This is a genomic window from Amphibacillus xylanus NBRC 15112 (genome assembly GCF_000307165.1).
Classification (GTDB): domain Bacteria; phylum Bacillota; class Bacilli; order Bacillales; family Amphibacillaceae; genus Amphibacillus; species Amphibacillus xylanus.
Genome location: NC_018704.1, coordinates 1,907,906 through 1,924,828 on the forward strand (window position 1 = coordinate 1,907,906; position 16,923 = coordinate 1,924,828).

Annotated in this window: 17 protein-coding genes, 1 tRNA gene and 1 pseudogene; 5 read left to right on the forward strand and 14 right to left on the reverse strand. The window is 36.5% G+C overall.

Going from position 1 to position 16,923, the window contains the following annotated elements:
- Positions 1-20: 20 nt before the first annotated feature.
- The 7 genes from gpmI to AXY_RS09345 form a co-directional block, all read right to left on the reverse strand.
- Positions 21-1,556 carry a 2,3-bisphosphoglycerate-independent phosphoglycerate mutase gene (gene gpmI, locus AXY_RS09315; protein WP_015010556.1) on the reverse strand — a complete coding sequence of 512 codons (1,536 nt, stop codon included), beginning with the start codon at positions 1,554-1,556 and terminating at the stop codon, positions 21-23.
- Positions 1,553-2,311 (reverse strand): triose-phosphate isomerase, encoded by a 759-nt coding sequence (gene tpiA / locus AXY_RS09320; RefSeq protein WP_015010557.1) that lies wholly within the window; start codon positions 2,309-2,311, stop codon positions 1,553-1,555. The genes gpmI and tpiA overlap by 4 nt, the downstream gene beginning before the upstream one ends.
- A gap of 42 nt (positions 2,312-2,353) precedes the next feature.
- A complete protein-coding gene (locus AXY_RS09325) occupies positions 2,354-3,544 on the reverse strand; it encodes a phosphoglycerate kinase (protein ID WP_015010558.1) in 1,191 nt (396 codons plus the stop codon).
- Positions 3,545-3,639: 95 nt separating this feature from the next.
- Entirely contained in the window at positions 3,640-4,641 is a 1,002-nt protein-coding gene (gene gap, locus AXY_RS09330) for a type I glyceraldehyde-3-phosphate dehydrogenase (RefSeq protein WP_015010559.1), read from the reverse strand.
- A gap of 33 nt (positions 4,642-4,674) precedes the next feature.
- A complete protein-coding gene (locus AXY_RS09335; protein WP_015010560.1) occupies positions 4,675-5,703 on the reverse strand; it encodes a sugar-binding transcriptional regulator in 1,029 nt (342 codons plus the stop codon).
- 497 nt (positions 5,704-6,200) lie between these two features.
- A complete protein-coding gene (locus AXY_RS12815; protein ID WP_015010561.1) occupies positions 6,201-6,368 on the reverse strand; it encodes a hypothetical protein in 168 nt (55 codons plus the stop codon).
- Between the two features lie 192 nt (positions 6,369-6,560).
- Positions 6,561-6,633, reverse strand: a tRNA-Arg gene (locus AXY_RS09345).
- Positions 6,634-6,874: 241 nt separating this feature from the next.
- Between AXY_RS09345 and clpP the strand changes: the two genes are divergently transcribed.
- On the forward strand, positions 6,875-7,456 hold the full coding sequence (gene clpP / locus AXY_RS09355; protein WP_015010562.1) for an ATP-dependent Clp endopeptidase proteolytic subunit ClpP: 582 nt from the start codon (positions 6,875-6,877) through the stop codon (positions 7,454-7,456).
- A 38-nt stretch (positions 7,457-7,494) separates the two neighbouring features.
- Here clpP and AXY_RS09360 read toward each other — a convergent pair whose 3' ends face one another.
- Positions 7,495-7,842 carry a YlbF family regulator gene (locus AXY_RS09360; protein ID WP_015010563.1) on the reverse strand — a complete coding sequence of 116 codons (348 nt, stop codon included), beginning with the start codon at positions 7,840-7,842 and terminating at the stop codon, positions 7,495-7,497.
- Positions 7,843-8,155: 313 nt separating this feature from the next.
- On the opposite strand from AXY_RS09360, the gene AXY_RS09365 reads away from it, so the two are divergent.
- The 3 genes from AXY_RS09365 to AXY_RS09375 all read left to right on the forward strand — a co-directional run bounded on the left by AXY_RS09365 (position 8,156) and on the right by AXY_RS09375 (position 11,941).
- Complete coding sequence (locus AXY_RS09365; protein WP_015009875.1) at positions 8,156-9,499, forward strand: ISLre2 family transposase; 1,344 nt, start codon at positions 8,156-8,158, stop codon at positions 9,497-9,499.
- Between the two features lie 195 nt (positions 9,500-9,694).
- A complete protein-coding gene (locus AXY_RS09370) occupies positions 9,695-10,591 on the forward strand; it encodes a PucR family transcriptional regulator (RefSeq protein WP_015010564.1) in 897 nt (298 codons plus the stop codon).
- A 243-nt stretch (positions 10,592-10,834) separates the two neighbouring features.
- Positions 10,835-11,941 carry an ABC transporter ATP-binding protein gene (locus tag AXY_RS09375; RefSeq protein WP_015010565.1) on the forward strand — a complete coding sequence of 369 codons (1,107 nt, stop codon included), beginning with the start codon at positions 10,835-10,837 and terminating at the stop codon, positions 11,939-11,941.
- Between the two features lie 80 nt (positions 11,942-12,021).
- On the opposite strand, the gene AXY_RS09380 is transcribed toward AXY_RS09375, so the two are convergent.
- The 4 genes and pseudogenes from AXY_RS09380 to AXY_RS12820 form a co-directional block, all read right to left on the reverse strand.
- Positions 12,022-12,222, reverse strand: a complete 201-nt coding sequence (locus tag AXY_RS09380; protein ID WP_015010566.1) for an alpha/beta-type small acid-soluble spore protein — start codon at positions 12,220-12,222, stop codon at positions 12,022-12,024.
- 130 nt (positions 12,223-12,352) lie between these two features.
- A complete protein-coding gene (gene fumC / locus AXY_RS09385; protein WP_015010567.1) occupies positions 12,353-13,738 on the reverse strand; it encodes a class II fumarate hydratase in 1,386 nt (461 codons plus the stop codon).
- A gap of 72 nt (positions 13,739-13,810) precedes the next feature.
- Positions 13,811-13,981, reverse strand: a pseudogene (locus AXY_RS13090) (D-alanyl-D-alanine carboxypeptidase family protein); the annotation flags it as partial.
- Positions 13,982-14,043: 62 nt separating this feature from the next.
- The gene (locus AXY_RS12820; protein WP_015010568.1) at positions 14,044-14,736 is read right to left on the reverse strand and encodes a M15 family metallopeptidase; all 693 of its coding nucleotides are present in this window, start codon (positions 14,734-14,736) and stop codon (positions 14,044-14,046) included.
- Between the two features lie 205 nt (positions 14,737-14,941).
- Between AXY_RS12820 and AXY_RS09395 the strand changes: the two genes are divergently transcribed.
- A complete protein-coding gene (locus tag AXY_RS09395) occupies positions 14,942-15,811 on the forward strand; it encodes a cation diffusion facilitator family transporter (protein ID WP_015010569.1) in 870 nt (289 codons plus the stop codon).
- 81 nt (positions 15,812-15,892) lie between these two features.
- Here AXY_RS09395 and AXY_RS09400 read toward each other — a convergent pair whose 3' ends face one another.
- Entirely contained in the window at positions 15,893-16,186 is a 294-nt protein-coding gene (locus AXY_RS09400; protein ID WP_015010570.1) for an AzlD domain-containing protein, read from the reverse strand.
- A complete protein-coding gene (locus AXY_RS09405; RefSeq protein ID WP_015010571.1) occupies positions 16,183-16,878 on the reverse strand; it encodes an AzlC family ABC transporter permease in 696 nt (231 codons plus the stop codon). The genes AXY_RS09400 and AXY_RS09405 overlap by 4 nt, the downstream gene beginning before the upstream one ends.
- Between the last annotated feature and the right edge of the window lie 45 nt (positions 16,879-16,923).

Sequence of the window (16,923 nt, forward strand, 5' to 3'; positions counted from 1 at the left end):
ATTCTCCTTTGTATTAATATTTATTTTATTAATGATTGACCAGTCATATCTTCTGGCTGATCAATACCTAATAAATCTAATAATGTTGGTGCTAAGTCACCAAGAATTCCACCGTCACGAAGTTCAATTCCTTCTTGTGTAACGATGACTGGAACTGGGTTTGTTGTGTGTGCAGTCATTGCTGAACCATCTAATGAAACAACTTCATCAGCATTACCGTGGTCAGCTGTAATAATTGCACGGCCACCCTTTTCAAGGATTTTGTCAACAACTTTACCTAAACATTCGTCTACGGCTTCAATTGCTTTAATAGTTGGTTCAAGCATTCCAGAGTGACCAACCATATCTGGGTTAGCAAAGTTTAAGATAATCGCATTTTGGTTACCCTCATCGAGTTCCTTAAGCAATGCTTCAGTTACTTCGTATGCACTCATTTCAGGCTTTAAATCATACGTTGCAACGTCAGGTGAATTAATTAAAATACGTTTTTCACCTTTGAATTCTGCTTCCTGACCACCGCTCATAAAGAATGTAACGTGTGGATATTTCTCAGTTTCTGCAATTCTAAGCTGATTTAAACCATTGTTTGCAATAACTTCACCAACTGTATTTCTTAATTCAACTGGTGGGAATGCAATTTCTGCATTAACTGTGTCACTATATTTCATCATAGAAATAAGTAAAATATCTTTTGGCGCATCTGCACCACGATCAAATTCACTAAAGTCATTATTAGCAAATGCTTGTGAAATTTGGATCGCACGGTCTGGTCGGAAGTTATAGAAGATAATTGCATCTTCTGATTCAATTTTAGCAATTGGCTGATCATTTTCATCAACCATTACTGTAGGGATAACAAATTCGTCATAAATATCTTCAGCATAAGCTTCATCAACCACGGCTAAAGGATCTTTTGCTGTTGGACCTTCACCATATACCATTGCATTATAAGATTTTTGTACACGGTCCCAACGCTTATCACGGTCCATCGAGTAGTAACGACCTGAAATCGTTGCAAACTTTCCAACACCAATCTCATCCATTTTAGCTTGTGCAGCTTCAATATATTGCTTAGCAGACTTCTGACCAACATCGCGGCCATCTAAGAAACCATGAACATAAACTTTGTCTAGTCCCTTATCTTTAGCTAATTGCAATACTGCAAATAAGTGATTGATATGACTATGAACACCACCATCAGATAATAATCCGAATACGTGGAGTGCTTTATTTTTTGTTAAAGCACGATCAATTGCTTTATTTAATGCTTGGTTTTCGAAAAATTCTCCTTCTCGAATCGCAACGTTTAATCTAGTTAAACTTTGATAAACGATGCGGCCAGCACCAATATTCATATGCCCAACTTCTGAGTTACCCATTTGACCATCAGGTAAACCTACTGCTTCACCAGATGCAATCAATTGGTTATGTGGATATGTGTTCCAGTAACGATCAAAGTTAGGAGTTTTCGCTTGCTTAACAGCATTACCTTTTTCTTCATCACGAAGGGCAAAACCGTCAAGGATAATTAATGCGGCTAATTTGTCCTTACTCATTTTACACCAGCCTCTACTAATTGTAGGAATGAGTCAGCTTCTAAGCTCGCCCCTCCTACTAGTGCTCCATCGATGTCTGATTGATCTAATAATTCTTTGATGTTGTCAGGCTTCACACTGCCACCATATTGAATTCGTACAGCTTCAGCCACTTCTTTTGATACAACTTCAGCAATTGTTTCACGAATATGTGTACACACTTCGTTAGCTTGCTCTGAAGTTGCTGTTTTACCAGTACCAATCGCCCAAATTGGTTCGTAAGCAATAACAGAAGCTTTTACTTGATCATCTGTTAAACCAGCAATGGCTTTTTTCACTTGACCAGCTACTAAATCCATTGTTTGATTTGCTTCACGTTGTTCTAAAGTTTCACCAACACAAATAATTGGTGTAATACCATGTGCAAATGCAGCATGAGCTTTTTTGTTTACAGTTTCATCTGTTTCTGCAAAATATTCACGACGCTCAGAGTGACCAAGCACTACATACTCAACGCCAAGATCTTTAAGCATTAATGGGCTTACTTCTCCAGTAAAAGCACCGCTTTCTTCGTAATGCATATTTTGAGCTGCAACTTTTAAGTCTGTGCCCTTAGTCTCTTCAACTAGTGCTTGTAAATATGGAAAAGGTGCACATACAATTGAGTCGACCTGATCTTGCGCTGGTACTTTATCTTTCGTATCAGTTACGAAACTTTTCGCTTCTGCTAATACCTTGTTCATCTTCCAGTTTCCTGCAATAATTGGTTTACGCATAATCTGCTCCTTTTCATGCCTGGTCTTGTATTTGCTTGCTAATTACTTGTTGCTAATTGCAGCTAATCCAGGTAATTCTTTTCCTTCTAAGTATTCTAATGATGCACCGCCACCTGTTGAAATGTGTGAGAATTTCTCAGCAAAACCTAGTTGCATTGCTGCTGCTGCTGAATCTCCACCACCAATGATTGTTGTAGCATCTGAAAGGTTAGCAATTGCTTCACAAACACCAATTGTTCCTTTAGCAAAGTTCTCCATTTCAAATACACCCATTGGTCCATTCCATACAACTGTCTTAGCACCTTGTAATTCTTTTTCATAAAGTTTAACTGTTTCAGGTCCGATATCTAAGCCCATGTAGCCTTCTGGATGCTCATCGACAGATACAACCTTAACGTCACCTTCGTTTGCAAACTCTGTATTAACTACAGAATCGATTGGTAAAATAATTTTACCTTTAGCTCGCTCTAATAGATCTTTAGCTAAATCAACTTTATCTGCTTCAAGTAGAGATGAACCGATTTCTTTACCTTGAGCTTTGAAGAATGTAAATGCCATTCCACCACCGATAATTACTTTATCAGCTTTCTCAAGTAAGTTCTCGATTACACCGATCTTGTCACTAACTTTTGCTCCACCTAGGATCGCCACAAATGGACGTTCTGGTTGGTCTACTGAATCACCAATAAATTTGATTTCTTTTTCCATTAAGAAGCCTGCAGCTGATTCAAGATTTGATGCAATACCAACGTTTGATGCGTGAGCACGGTGTGCAGTACCGAATGCATCGTTAACAAATAGATCACCTAAACTTGCCCAATACTTACCTAGTTCAGGATCATTTCCACTTTCTTTCTTGCCATCAATATCTTCAAAACGAGTGTTTTCAAACATTAATACCTGGCCATTTTCAAGCGCATTAATAGCAGATTCAAGTTTTTCTCCACGAGTTTCAGGAACAAATTGAACTTCCTTATTTAATAAGCTTGATAAACGGTCAGCAACTGGTTTAAGTGACTTACCTGCTTTGTCTTCTTCAACTTTCACACGGCCTAAGTGTGAGAATAAAATTACTTTAGCGCCTTCTTCGATTAAGTGTTTAATTGTTGGAAGTGCTTGAACGATACGGTCATCGTTTGTAATTTCGCCATCTTTCATTGGTACGTTGAAGTCAGCACGAACTAGAACTTTTTTACCGGCTACGTCTAAATCTGTAACAATTTTTTTCGCCATTTAAAAATCCCCCAATAAAATAGATTTAATTAAATAAGCGAGAAGCGCGAGCGCTTCCCGCTTTTAAAGCATCATTACTCTTGATGAAACTTAAATTAACCTAATTTAACCATGTAGTCAAGTAAGCTTACCATGTTGCTTGTGTAACCATACTCGTTGTCATACCAAGCGTTAGTCTTAACTAATTGACCATCTTCAGTATCGATAACTTTAGTTAAAGTAGCGTCGAAGATTGAACCGTAAGTGCTTCCGATTACGTCGCTTGAAACGATTTCGTCTTCATTGTAAGCAAATGCACTGTTTGCAGCTTCTTTCATAGCAGCGTTAATTTCTTCAACAGTAACTTCTTTATCTAATACAGTGTAGAATTCAACAAGTGAACCTGTAATTGTTGGAATACGAACTGCAGTACCATCAACTTTTCCTAAGATTTCAGGAATTACGCGACCAACAGCTTTAGCAGCACCTGTTGATGATGGGATTGCGTTTGCAGCACCTGCACGGCTCTTACGTCCACCAGGAGCGTCTTGCATAGCTTGAGTTGCAGTATAAGCGTGGATAGTTGACATTAGACCACGTTTGATACCGAATTTATCGTTTAATACTTTAGCTACTGGAGCCAAGCAGTTTGTTGTACATGAAGCAGCTGAAACGATTAAGTCATCAGTGCTGATGATGTCTTCGTTTACGCCGAATACAATCATTTTTGTTTCTTTATCTGAAGCTGGTGCAGAGATAAGTACTTTCTTAGCACCTGCATCTAAGTGTGCTTGTGATTTTTCTTTACTTGTGTAGAAACCAGTACATTCTAGAACGATGTCAATTCCTAGTTCGCCCCATGGTAATTTGCTTGCATCTTTTTCTGCAAATGCTTTAACTTCTTTACCATCGATGATTAATGAATCACCTTCAGCTTTTACTTCGTATGGAGCTGTTCCTTGAGCAGTATCATATTTTAAAAGATACGCTAGGTCTTCGTTGCTAGTTAAGTCGTTAACTGCAACTACTTCCATGTTAGTTTCTCCTAATTCTTTAATTCGGCGATATGCCAAACGTCCAATACGACCAAAACCATTAATAGCTACTTTTACAGTCATACTTGTTTCCTCCTTGTAATTAAAAAAATATATTTAAAGGGATGAACCCTTTATTAACATTTTAGCTGCGCCCTCATCTGTAATGAGAACATTACTTCTTCCTTGTTTGAAGAAAGAATGAATGGCTTCTGCTTTTGATTTACCCCCCGCAACAGCGATGACTGTCTGAATATTCGACAGATCCTCTAGTTGCATGCCTACAGTCCTTACCTTATAAACAACTCGCCCATCTCGATCAAAGTAATAGCCAAAAGCCTCACTTACCGCTTTTCCCTTAATCAACTTGTCTAAAACATGCTCTGGGGTTTTTCGTCTCTTTGCCATCGTACATGCATCTCCAATGCCATGCATCACGATATCTGCTTCCTTGATCATTTGTAAAACTTCTTTTACTCCTGGTTCTTGAATGATTGACTGGTATGTTTCTTCACTCAATGGATCAGGAACATAAAGTAAACGATACTCACCATTCATCTTTTTAGCCATTTGAGCACAAATTGTGTTGGCTTGATTTTCCACGCGCTCACCTAAACCACCACGAGCAGGAACGAAAAAACAGTTTGTCCCATTAGTTGATGGCTGCATCATCTCAGCAACCGCTGCCATTGATGAACCACCTGTCACCGCAATCGTATCAGATGGTTTAAGTTGCTTTTTCAGGAAGTCATAAGCACGACGTCCTAAATCGAACTTAACCCATTCATCTTGATCACTATCTCCTGGTGTTATAATTACGTGGTCGAGATTTAATATTTGCTTTACCTTCTCTTCTAATACATCAAAACGATTCATTCTTTCAAGATAAGGTCGTAAAGCAATCATAATCTCTTTACCATGGTTAGTTAGTAAGACACCTTTAGGGCTTACATTCAGCAAACCTTGTTGAGTTAAAAAATCTAATTCATTCCTTACTACGCGCTCTTTCATGTTTATCTGTTCAGCCAGACTTCGCCGACCGATTGGTTGTAGCAAGTGAATGGTGTGTAGGATTCGATATCTTTTTTGCATGGTATCTAACAAGTCAGGACATACTATCATTTGTAAATCAATTAATGAATGCACATAGTAACTTCCTCTCCTGTCTTCATTATCGGGATATAAGGTGTCCCGCACCATTCTTTTTCTGTCCCACACACTGCAAAAAAATATCTCAACAACTAGAGTATAGCAGACACTACAAAATTATACAAGATAAATGTTGTAAATTATTCTTAACAATTCCATTATATTTTGTAGTTGAATTTTACTGTTTTACGCATCCTTTGTTGAGAAATTTTTGTTTTATTTTTTCAAGTGCTTTATGTATATCTAATAGGTAGCCGAAGTAAATAATTAAACCGACGATCAGGATGTATTTTGTAAATACAGAGATCCCGAAGATTTTTTCGAAATGGTTCATCTCCCAAATAATTAGCCAAGAGATAACTAACCATGACAACAATTTCATTTATTAACACCCCATATTTTCTTTACAACCAGTAATCATTATACTAAAATGATTCAGAATTGAGAACAGTTAGAAAAAATAAACCCCTGACAATAATATCAGGGGTGAAATTTTATATTTGATGATCTGGTGTATCTAATTCTAAATGTTCTTCTGAAAGTGGTTCATCAGAAAACTCTTCAGCAAATCGGTGCTTACCGCTTCTTTGAAGTTCTTCTTCTTTTAGGCGTTCGAGACGTTTAAGCTTGTTGCTTTTTCTCAGATCCTTATCGTTCTTCACTATATTTCTCACCCCCACATCAACTAGTTTGACACAAGCAGAATAATCTATGTACATGATTAACGAATATCAATTGGGTATCGTTTGACTATATAATGAAGAAACAAGTTTAATTAACATTTCGGACTATGTTCGCCTAAAAATAAAAAAACTTAAATGAGTAAGTTCCTCATTTAAGTAATTTTTTTCAAGCACGCCCGGAGGGATTCGAACCCCCGACACACGGTACCGGAAACCGATGCTCTATCCCCTGAGCTACGGGCGCATAATTAAAAGTAACAAAAATTATTATAGCGGATTACAGTTAAGTTTTCAATTAAATCTTTTTAAAGATGAAATCAACCAAATTGATTTCAATTCTGCTATAATATATCTAGGTTTATTTTCCCAACAGTTAGGGGAAAATAAGGGTAAGTTTATAAAAGTATTTGATTTGACCTTTACTGACCATTTGGGTAGTATAAAGGTGAAAATGATTTATTTAATAGACATAAGGAGGAACAGGTATGAATTTAATTCCAACAGTTATTGAACAAACAAACCGCGGTGAACGTGCTTATGATATTTATTCTCGCCTATTAAAGGACCGAATCATTATGTTAGGTAGTGCAATTGATGATAATGTCGCTAACAGCATTGTTGCACAATTGCTTTTCTTAGAAGCAGAAAGTCCTGAAAAAGATATTTCAATTTATATTAATTCACCTGGTGGATCAATTACAGCAGGTATGGCAATCTTTGATACGATGCAATTTATTAAGCCTGATGTATCAACAATTTGTGTAGGTATGGCTGCATCAATGGGGGCTTTCTTATTAGCTGCAGGCGCACCTGGTAAACGATATGCACTTCCAAACAGTGAAGTGATGATTCACCAACCATTAGGTGGTACACAAGGTCAAGCGACTGACATTCAAATCCACGCTAAGCGAATTATTGAAATGCGTGATAAGATTAATCAAATTTTATCAGAACGTACTGGACAACCAATTGAAGTAATCGAACGCGATACAGACCGCGATAACTTCATGTCTGCTCAAGCTGCTTTAAAATATGGCTTAATCGACAAAATTATGGAGAAAAAATAAAAATCAAAACCCACTTAAAAAAGTGGGTTTTTTCTGTCTTACGCTTGTTGGCTATATAATTCTTCTAATGGCTTCGTAATCGTGCGGCTAACTTCATTAATTAGGTCATTAACACGTTGCTCTTCTGCCATTAACATAGAAATTTGCTCATGCTGTTGAACTGTCGCAACAACTTTTCGTGCTTTATCTACTTCTTCTTCAGTAATTTCTAGGCCTTGCATTTGTTTTTGTTGAAGTTCAATTTGTACATCACGGAAATTATCAAACAATTTTTTTGCTACCTCGTCATTCATAACCGCTTCATAAGCTGACTTCAAACCTTGGAATTCTTCACTTTCTCTTAGGGCTTGCTCAAGTGCCTGTGCACTCTCTTGAATAGATGACATAATTTTAAATCCTCCTAAATTGTTTAGAACCTGTTACTTTCGTTCATTTCTCACTGTTCAACTATAACAAACTTAAAACAAGAAACCAAATATTATTGGTTATAATTAATATTTTTTCTTTAACTTATCTAACCAGTTCTATATAGTATGAGTAAAATTATTGTGGGCGCAAAAATATATTAACCCCTTCACTAAGTGAAGGGGCCAGCAAGCGATAGCGCGGTAGGAAACAAAGCAAAAGTCATGAAAAAAGGGACACTCCTTGGTAAAATGATAGTCTACTAAAACACCATTACCGAAAGGAGAATCCCTCATGGAAAAGAATATCATAAAATACCCAAATTTAAAACAAATTGAGCAATTGGTTTGGAGACAATTACAAGAAACCTTTGGTTTCGTTATGAAACAGGTCTTGGAGGATATGGACCAACAGATTGCCGATGAACGTGATAAAAAGCGCTATCGTCTTATTGATAAAAGAAAGTTTAATATAGCTAGTCTCTTTGGTGAGATTGAATTATATCGCAATTATTACCTTGACCGATCAACTGGGGAATATGTCTATCTTCTTGATCGTTATCTAGAGTTTGAGGAGGCCGGTTCTTTTAGTCCATTGATTGAGGAAGCTGCCATTGAGCTAGCTGTTAAGGGTCGCTCCTATCGAAATGCAGCTAATACATTACAAACTCTATTAGGTTACCGGGTTATCAGTCATGAGGCAATTCGTCAACACCTATTAGAGGTTACGTGTAAACCTAAAAAGCGTGAACCTATACTCCAACCCGTCTTATTTGTAGAAGTAGATGGTTTATTTGTAAAACGCCAAGGTAAATGGAAAAAGGGAAAAGAAGAGAAAATAGCAGCTGTCCATCAAGGATGGGAAGTCAATGGAAAACGGGTTAGCCTTAAGAACAAACGTCATTTTATTCACAAAGGAAAGCAACCCTTTTGGGAGGCTTTTGAGGACTTTCTAATTGAAAACTTCGAATATGACCCGACTTTTCACAAGCTGGTTATAAATGGAGATGGTGCCAACTGGATTACATCCTGTCGTGAGTATTTTAAAGGTCGTGTATTCTTTTCTCTTGATCGCTTTCATGTGGCACGAGAGGTTAAGAGTATATTCAGCAAGCATCCTCGTTATCGGTCCATTCGTAAAGCCCTTGCGGCATACAAATACAAAACGTTCTTAACAGAGCTTAACAGTGCCGTAGGAACGCTTGAGGATGAGGAGAAGGAGGAACGACTTGTGTCGTTTATCCGCCAATTAGAAAAATATCCAGAAGCATTGGGAGATTATAGAATATGGTTAAAAGAACAGGGAATTGATACAACTGGTATGCGTCCAATGGGAAGCGCAGAGGGAACCATGAGTGTGTTTGCCAAAAGACTAAAAAATGGCCGTAGTTGGTCGGATAAAGGTGTAAGTGCCATGGGCACTGCATTAGTGGCCTTCTTGGATAATTTGTCCCTAAAGACTTTATTCGGGCGAATAGATAAATGGACAGAAATCGAGCTGGAAAAGAAACCACCAAGACATTATAAAGAAAAGGTTAAAAGAACCATTGGTCAGGTTACCAGAGACAATCTTATGTACCTAAAAGGAAAGGCAAATATTCCGATATACAACGTGTTAAAGGAGTTATCTGGTTTTTAAAAAAGGCAAAAACTTTATCAAGGGGTCACCTTAAAATGATGAATCCGCTTTCATTATTAACGTAGAAAAATTGCCTACAAATACTTGACTCAAACTTCTATATATTACGAAACGACATCATCGAGATTATTTGTTATAATGAAACAACAAGATTAAGATGATAAATTTTCAAAAAAATAAGCGAGGCCTTTTACTATGATAGATCAACTTAAAAAAATATATTCAAGCTTAGTCATTAAGCAACCTAATCAAACAAATCAGCCAGCTAAATATCAATGGTTTATGACTGCTGATAACACAATTATCGGAATCGAGAAACAGGAACTTGATCAAAAAGATCAATCTTTACTAGAGTTAATCTTAACACCTTATCACGGTGCTCACCCACCAGTAACCAATCGAGAGCAATGTTGGCATCATTTAATTAATGAACTTGATGAATCAACATTTAATCATAAACCAAAGCAGTATCGCTTCATTATGTATACTCTTTCGGAGCCACTGGCTGATCCTGAAGACTTTAGAACAGCAATTGATGGCCTCTATTCATCACGACCAGCAATTGTGTGGATGAATCAATTATCAGGTATTATTATTGAAGAAGATTTAAATTTAGATGAAGAAACTATTTCCTATGAGGATATGATAGAAGTATTTACAACTGACTTTTATCTTGATGTTCAACTATATATTGGACCTTATTTATCTGATCTAAATAAAGCTCATGAATATTATACTTGGATGCAGACGAGTTTTGAAAAGCTTAATCGTTATAGTACAAAACCAGTTATGAGCTATGTATCTGCAATTCCATACCTAATAACAACAATTAAAAGTAAAACCGATAGTCGCTTTTTAGTAGAGGCGATTTTACAAGAAACAGCTGAAGATGAAGAACTGTTACGTTCAATTCAAGTTTTTCTCGAAAGTAATTTTAATGTCAGTTTAGCTGCGAAAGAACTTTATATGCATCGCAATAGTTTACAATACCGTATCGATAAATTTATTGAAAAAACCAATATCGACGTCAAACAATTTGAAAATGCCGTATCGGTCTACTTAATTTTATTATTAAAACGCCATGTCGATTAATGACATTCTATCGTGCTAGTCAGTATCATTTATTGACTAGTATTTTTTTGTGAAAATATGTTAGTAAATTTATTAGAATTAAGCATGTTGCTATTAACCGAAAAGTAAAATGACGATAGTTTTGTAAGCGTGCACAAAGAGGTTGTCTTTTTTTTGTGCAGTGTGTCCATTTACCTAAATCGCTTAGTTGTGTAAACTTAATTTATAAAGTTAAACGTTTTCAAATCAGAGGAGGATTATATAATGGCAGAACTATCCCTAAGAAATATTAATAAGATTTATGATAAGGATGGAGTTAAAGCAGTATCTGACTTCAACCTTGAAATTAAAGACAAAGAATTCGTTGTATTCGTAGGTCCATCTGGTTGTGGTAAGTCTACAACTTTACGTATGATCGCTGGATTAGAAGAAATTACATCTGGTGAACTATACATCAACGGTAAACTAATGAACGATGTTGCTCCTAAAGATCGTGACATCGCAATGGTTTTCCAAAACTATGCACTTTATCCACACATGAACGTATATGATAACATGGCATTCGGTCTTAAATTACGTAAGTTCAAGAAAGATGAAATCGACCGTCGTGTTAAAAATGCGGCTGAAATCTTAGGTCTTGAAGCTTTCCTAGACCGTAAACCAAAAGCACTTTCAGGTGGTCAGCGTCAGCGTGTCGCTTTAGGACGTGCGATTGTTCGTGACGCACAAGTATTCTTAATGGATGAGCCTTTATCAAACTTAGACGCGAAACTTCGTGTTCAGATGCGTGCTGAAATCCAAAAACTTCACAAGCGTTTAGAAACAACTTCAATTTACGTTACACACGACCAAACTGAAGCGATGACAATGGCTACAAACCTAGTTGTACTTAAAGATGGTATTATCCAACAAGTTGGTGCACCTAAGGAAATTTATGACAAGCCAGATAACGTATTCGTTGGTGGATTCATTGGTTCACCTGCAATGAACTTCTTCACTGGTACAATCCAAGAAGACGGTTTCCACGTTTCAAATAACGGTCAAGTAATTGGTGTTCCTGAAGGCAAGATGAAGCCACTTCGCGAACAAGGTTATATCGGTAAAGAAGTTATCCTAGGTGTACGTCCAGAGGATATCCATGATGAGCCTGTATTTATTGATGCAAACCCTACATCAACAATTAATGCAGTAATCGATGTTGCTGAATTAATGGGTTCAGAAACTTACCTATACTCTAATTTAGCAGAGCAAGACTTCATCGCACGTGTTGATTCACGTACAGATGTAAGTGGTGGCGAAACAGTTACACTTGCATTCGATATGCACAAGTGCCACTTCTTCGATGCTGAAACTGAAGAGCGCATTAGATAATTTAATAATAAACAAATTTAAGCGACATCTAAAACAGATGTCGCTTTTTATATGACAATTATTCATTTACTAATACTGATTTAATTATTTGGACCCATTTGTTCTTGAGCTTGTTGAACGAGTCGTTTAGTAATTTCTCCACCTACTGAACCATTTGCTCGCGCAGTTTCATTTGGACCAGGTCTAACACCAAATTCTTGAGCAATTTCATATTTCATTTGTTCTAATTTTTGCTCAACACCGGGAACAACTAATTTGTTTGATCGGTTTCTATCAGTCATCGTTGTTCACCTCCTCACTACTAGTCTGATACAACTGATTAAAAATAATCACGTTAATAACTAGCGTGTAAGGGAATTGCTACCTATACAAAATCAAGACGGATAAACTTTGTATAAAAATTGATCGAAATTAATCTCTCGGTTCAACCATTTTTGCTGGATCCACGAATTGTTCAAATTCAGTTTCGGTTAAATAGCCTAATTCTAAAGCTGCTTGCTTTAAAGTTATATTTTCTTTATATGCTTTTTTAGCAATCTCACTAGCTTTATCATAACCAATATGCGGATTTAGTGCCGTTACAAGCATGAGTGACGCATTTAAATCTTCTGTCATAACTGTTTCATTCGGCTTCATTCCAACTAAACAACGACGATTAAACGAACGGATGCCATCAGCTAATAACTGCACAGATTGTAAAAAGTTATAGATAATCACTGGTTTAAAAACATTAAGTTCAAAATTACCTTGACTAGCTGCAATGCCAATCGTCGTATCATTTCCCATCACTTGTACCGCAACCATAGTCAATGCTTCAGCTTGAGTTGGGTTAACTTTTCCTGGCATAATCGAACTTCCTGGCTCATTAGTCGGTAGCACTAGCTCGCCTATTCCTGCGCGCGGTCCACTTGCCAACCAGCGAATATCATTAGCAATTTTCATCACATTTGCAGCCAATGCTTTTAATGTGCCATGAGCTCGAACCATTTGATCATGACTCGTTAATGCGTGAAATTTATTTGCGGCAGACTTAAATGGTCGATTTGTAAATTGAGAAATTTCATTAACAACATATTCACTAAATTTAGAATGTGCATTTAGGCCAGTACCGACTGCCGTCCCACCGATCGCAAGTTCATTTAAGTAGTTTAAATCTTCTTTTACCATTACGATAATCTTCTCAATCATATGTTGCCAGCCACTAATTTCTTGACCAAATGTAATCGGCGTTGCATCTTGTAAATGCGTCCGCCCAATTTTAATTAAATCTCGATATTTATCTGCTTGCTCGATTAATGTTTGATTAATTTCATCAAGTGCAGGCAATAGCTGTGCTTCAATCTCCAAAACAGCCGCAATATGCATAGCGGTTGGAAATGTATCATTCGAGCTTTGCGACTTATTAATATCATCGTTCGGGTGAAGTCGCTCATTATGACCCTGTTCAATTAAAAATTGATTGCCGATAAAAGCTAATACTTCATTTACGTTCATATTTGTTTGCGTACCACTACCTGTTTGCCAAACAACGAGTGGGAAATGCTCCATTAGATCATGATTTAAAACATGATCACAAGCATAAACGATCGCTTCTTTTTTTAGTTTTGATATTTTTTTTAATCGATAGTTAGCAACTGCCGTACTTCTCTTTAAAATAACAAACGCTCGTATCAGTTGAGTCGGCATCTTTTCAATACCGATTGGGAAATTTTCCAGACTCCGTTGTGTTTGAGCCCCCCAATATTTTGATTGATCAACCTCAACTTGTCCTAATGTATCTGTTTCGATTCTCTTCATTAATTTTTCTGCCCCCATACGATTGATTAATTAAAAATGATTTCTAGTCTAAGTAGAAATCATTTTTTCTTGTTAATTATTTAGTTCTATATGATAACCAAAATACTCTTCTAAAGTTAATGAGTTATGATATAAATGTTCTGCTAGGCTTTTACCAACGTAACGTAAATGCCACGGTTCAAAACCATAACCAGTAATATGTTCTTTATCTTCAGGATAACGAATAATAAAGCCAAATCGATGAGCATTATCAGCTAACCAGCTGCCTTCTGTCGTTTCTTTAAAAACCTGCTCAAGCGCAAAACCTACACCGCTGCACTCACATCCATCGCCAAGCCTGTTTCATGTTCACTAGTGCCAGGTCGAGCTGAAAAGCGATTTGCGTAATCTTGACCACTTCGATTGACATGACCTTGATAAATATTTGTTTGCGTTTGATGTGAGCGATAGCCTGATACAGCAGCTAACTCAATGCCTTCCTCTTCAAATGCTGTTGAAAATAACGTTTCTAGTGCAGAAGCAGCATCTTTTCTTAATAGTCGACGTTCATCACCTTTAGGTTTTGTATGAGATACATCTGGCTCAACTAAATCATTAGGTGCATAACCAGCAGGTAGTTTTCGGTTCTTATTTAGATAAACTTCAATACTACTTGGATTACTCACAATATATAAACCTGTTTTCTGGTCAACATCAGAAATATTATAATTACTTTTATCTTCATCGCTAATAACTATCTTCTGCTCTGTCTTTTCAGGAGCTTTAACTTCTTCGTTTTTCTCTGTTTTTTCTGACTCATCTTGTGTTTCTATTTCTTCTTTAGTCTCTTCTTCGATTTCTTCAAGTTCTTCAAATTCAATCATTGGCTTCTTATTTAATTGGGTAACTGCTTTTACTTCAAGATTAGAAGTATCATATGGTATTGCTTCATTATTAGCTCCATTGCACCCTGTTATAAAAATAATTATTAAAACTAATAATAAAATATTACTTTTCAAACGGCTCACCTCAATCCTAATGCCCCTATTATACAACATTAGACAAAAGAATAATGTATCTATTTTATTAATAATATTAATTGGTAATATCATAAAATTTTTCCATAGGGAAACAATCATTGCCATGACAAGTAATCTTGCTCTAGACCCACCAACATTCACAATGATAAAGTATTATAAAACGTATCAGGAAGGAAACAACTCAATGAATCAGTATCAAAAAATTAAAAAAGGCGAGTTTGGCGCATGGCTTAGTATTATCGCCTACATTGTCTTAGCCTTAACAAAAATTATTATTGCACAAATGACACATTCCCAGGCGCTTCGTGCTGATGGCTTGAATAATGCCACAGATGTTGTCGCTTCAATATCAATCTTAATCGGTTTAAAAATTTCCAGGAGACCACCTGATCATAACCATCACTATGGTCATTTCCGTGCTGAGCTGATTGCATCACTTGTAGCTGCTTTTATTATGGTAACCGTTGGCTTACAAGTTATCATTAATGCCATCCAACTCACTTTTAGTGGGCAAAGTCAGCAACCATCAATGCTTGCAGGCTGGATTGCCTTAATATCTGCATGTTTTATGTTTGGTGTGTATTTATTTAATCGAAAATTATCAATTAAGATAAATAGTCAATCACTCTTTGCAGCATCACAAGATAATAAAGCTGATGCTCTCATAAGTTTGGCAGCATTCTTTGGGATTTTAGGCGCACAGATTGGGTTCACTTGGATTGATCCGATTGCGGGATTATTTGTCGGTATCATTATCGTTTATACGGCATGGAAAATTTTCATGGATGCAAGTGTCACATTAACAGACGGATTTGAGGTTGAATCAGTTGAAGAGATTAAAGCTTTTATTGAAAAAGATCCTGATGTAAAAGAAGTGAAAGATATAAAAGGAAGATATGACGGTAATCGTATTTATCTAGATTTAACACTTTATGTCGATCCTAAGATGACGATTCAACATGCACATTTAATCACAGACCGAATCGAATCTGCTTTAGCTAAACAATTCGATGCCGACCAAATTCAGATTCACCTTGAACCTTATGTTCAATAATGAATGATTAAATACGAAAGGATGAGGTAAAATGACCTCATCCTCATTTTTTTAGCGTAATAAAATACTTATCTCTTTATATCAGAGTAGAAAATAAACTACGCCAATTGCACCAATGACGACTAATACAATGTGGAATCTGAATAATGATAACAATATAGCTGCTAAACCACCAATAATACCAATATGAGGCTGATCAGCAATAACATTTAAAATACCAGGAAAAATTAATGCCCCGAGAGCTGCATAAGGAATTAATTCAAGCCATTGCCCAACCCAAGTCGGAAACTTTAATTTGTCTACTATAAATGCTGGTAAGATTCTTGGAATAACCGTGACAAGACTCATTAAAATAATCATTAACCAGATTGTCATGATTCACTCCTCCTAAACAATAAGAAACCAAGTCCACTTGCTACTAAAGTAGACAAGACGATCGACCAGCCTTCTTGAATAAATTGATTAAAACCATAATTTAAAATCATCGCCAGCACTGCAATTAAACCATATCTGAAATTTGCTTTAACTGAAGGTACCAATAAAGCAATAAACATCGCATATAACGCAATGCCAAAGCTTTGGCTAATGGCACTAGGTATAATATCGCCTACAAATCCGCCGATAAACGATCCAACTACCCACGATATGTATGCACTAAGAACAATTGCAAAGTAAAACCAATGGCCATTTTCCTCATTAGCTTGTTCCTTCTCAACAGTTGTTACGGAAAATGTTTCATCTGTTATAAATAGAGTTAATAGTGTGCGCCATTTTAGATTAGTTTTTGTTAAACGATGGGCAAATGAAAAGCTCATCACAAAATGCCTAAAGTTCAATACAAATGTGGCAATCACAATTTCCAGTACACCTGCATTAAGTAAAATCATATTTGTTGCCATAATTTGAGCGGCACCACCGTAAACCATCACACTCATACCAGTTAATTCTAATAAAGATAATCCGGCCTGACTGGCTAGTACACCAAAGGTTATCGCAATTGGGAAATAGCCAAGCATGATCGGTATCCCAACTTTTAAACCTTTGATAAATTGATCGACTGAACGCATATAAAAACCTCCATACAATTCCGAACTCAATCTAGTTGGAGTTCA

What these genes read in the sequence shown, in the direction of transcription:
- gpmI (WP_015010556.1), bottom strand. Translation starts at nt 1,556, where the DNA reads ATGAGTAAGGACAAATTAGCCGCATTAATTATCCTTGACGGTTTTGCC.
- fumC (WP_015010567.1), bottom strand. Translation starts at nt 13,738, where the DNA reads ATGAAGAGAATCGAAACAGATACATTAGGACAAGTTGAGGTTGATCAA.
- AXY_RS09360 (WP_015010563.1), bottom strand. Translation starts at nt 7,842, where the DNA reads ATGTCATCTATTCAAGAGAGTGCACAGGCACTTGAGCAAGCCCTAAGA.
- AXY_RS09365 (WP_015009875.1), top strand. Translation starts at nt 8,156, where the DNA reads ATGGAAAAGAATATCATAAAATACCCAAATTTAAAACAAATTGAGCAA.
- AXY_RS09380 (WP_015010566.1), bottom strand. Translation starts at nt 12,222, where the DNA reads ATGACTGATAGAAACCGATCAAACAAATTAGTTGTTCCCGGTGTTGAG.
- AXY_RS09370 (WP_015010564.1), top strand. Translation starts at nt 9,695, where the DNA reads ATGATAGATCAACTTAAAAAAATATATTCAAGCTTAGTCATTAAGCAA.
- AXY_RS09375 (WP_015010565.1), top strand. Translation starts at nt 10,835, where the DNA reads ATGGCAGAACTATCCCTAAGAAATATTAATAAGATTTATGATAAGGAT.
- AXY_RS09325 (WP_015010558.1), bottom strand. Translation starts at nt 3,544, where the DNA reads ATGGCGAAAAAAATTGTTACAGATTTAGACGTAGCCGGTAAAAAAGTT.
- tpiA (WP_015010557.1), bottom strand. Translation starts at nt 2,311, where the DNA reads ATGCGTAAACCAATTATTGCAGGAAACTGGAAGATGAACAAGGTATTA.
- AXY_RS09400 (WP_015010570.1), bottom strand. Translation starts at nt 16,186, where the DNA reads ATGACAATCTGGTTAATGATTATTTTAATGAGTCTTGTCACGGTTATT.
- clpP (WP_015010562.1), top strand. Translation starts at nt 6,875, where the DNA reads ATGAATTTAATTCCAACAGTTATTGAACAAACAAACCGCGGTGAACGT.
- AXY_RS09405 (WP_015010571.1), bottom strand. Translation starts at nt 16,878, where the DNA reads ATGCGTTCAGTCGATCAATTTATCAAAGGTTTAAAAGTTGGGATACCG.
- AXY_RS09395 (WP_015010569.1), top strand. Translation starts at nt 14,942, where the DNA reads ATGAATCAGTATCAAAAAATTAAAAAAGGCGAGTTTGGCGCATGGCTT.
- gap (WP_015010559.1), bottom strand. Translation starts at nt 4,641, where the DNA reads ATGACTGTAAAAGTAGCTATTAATGGTTTTGGTCGTATTGGACGTTTG.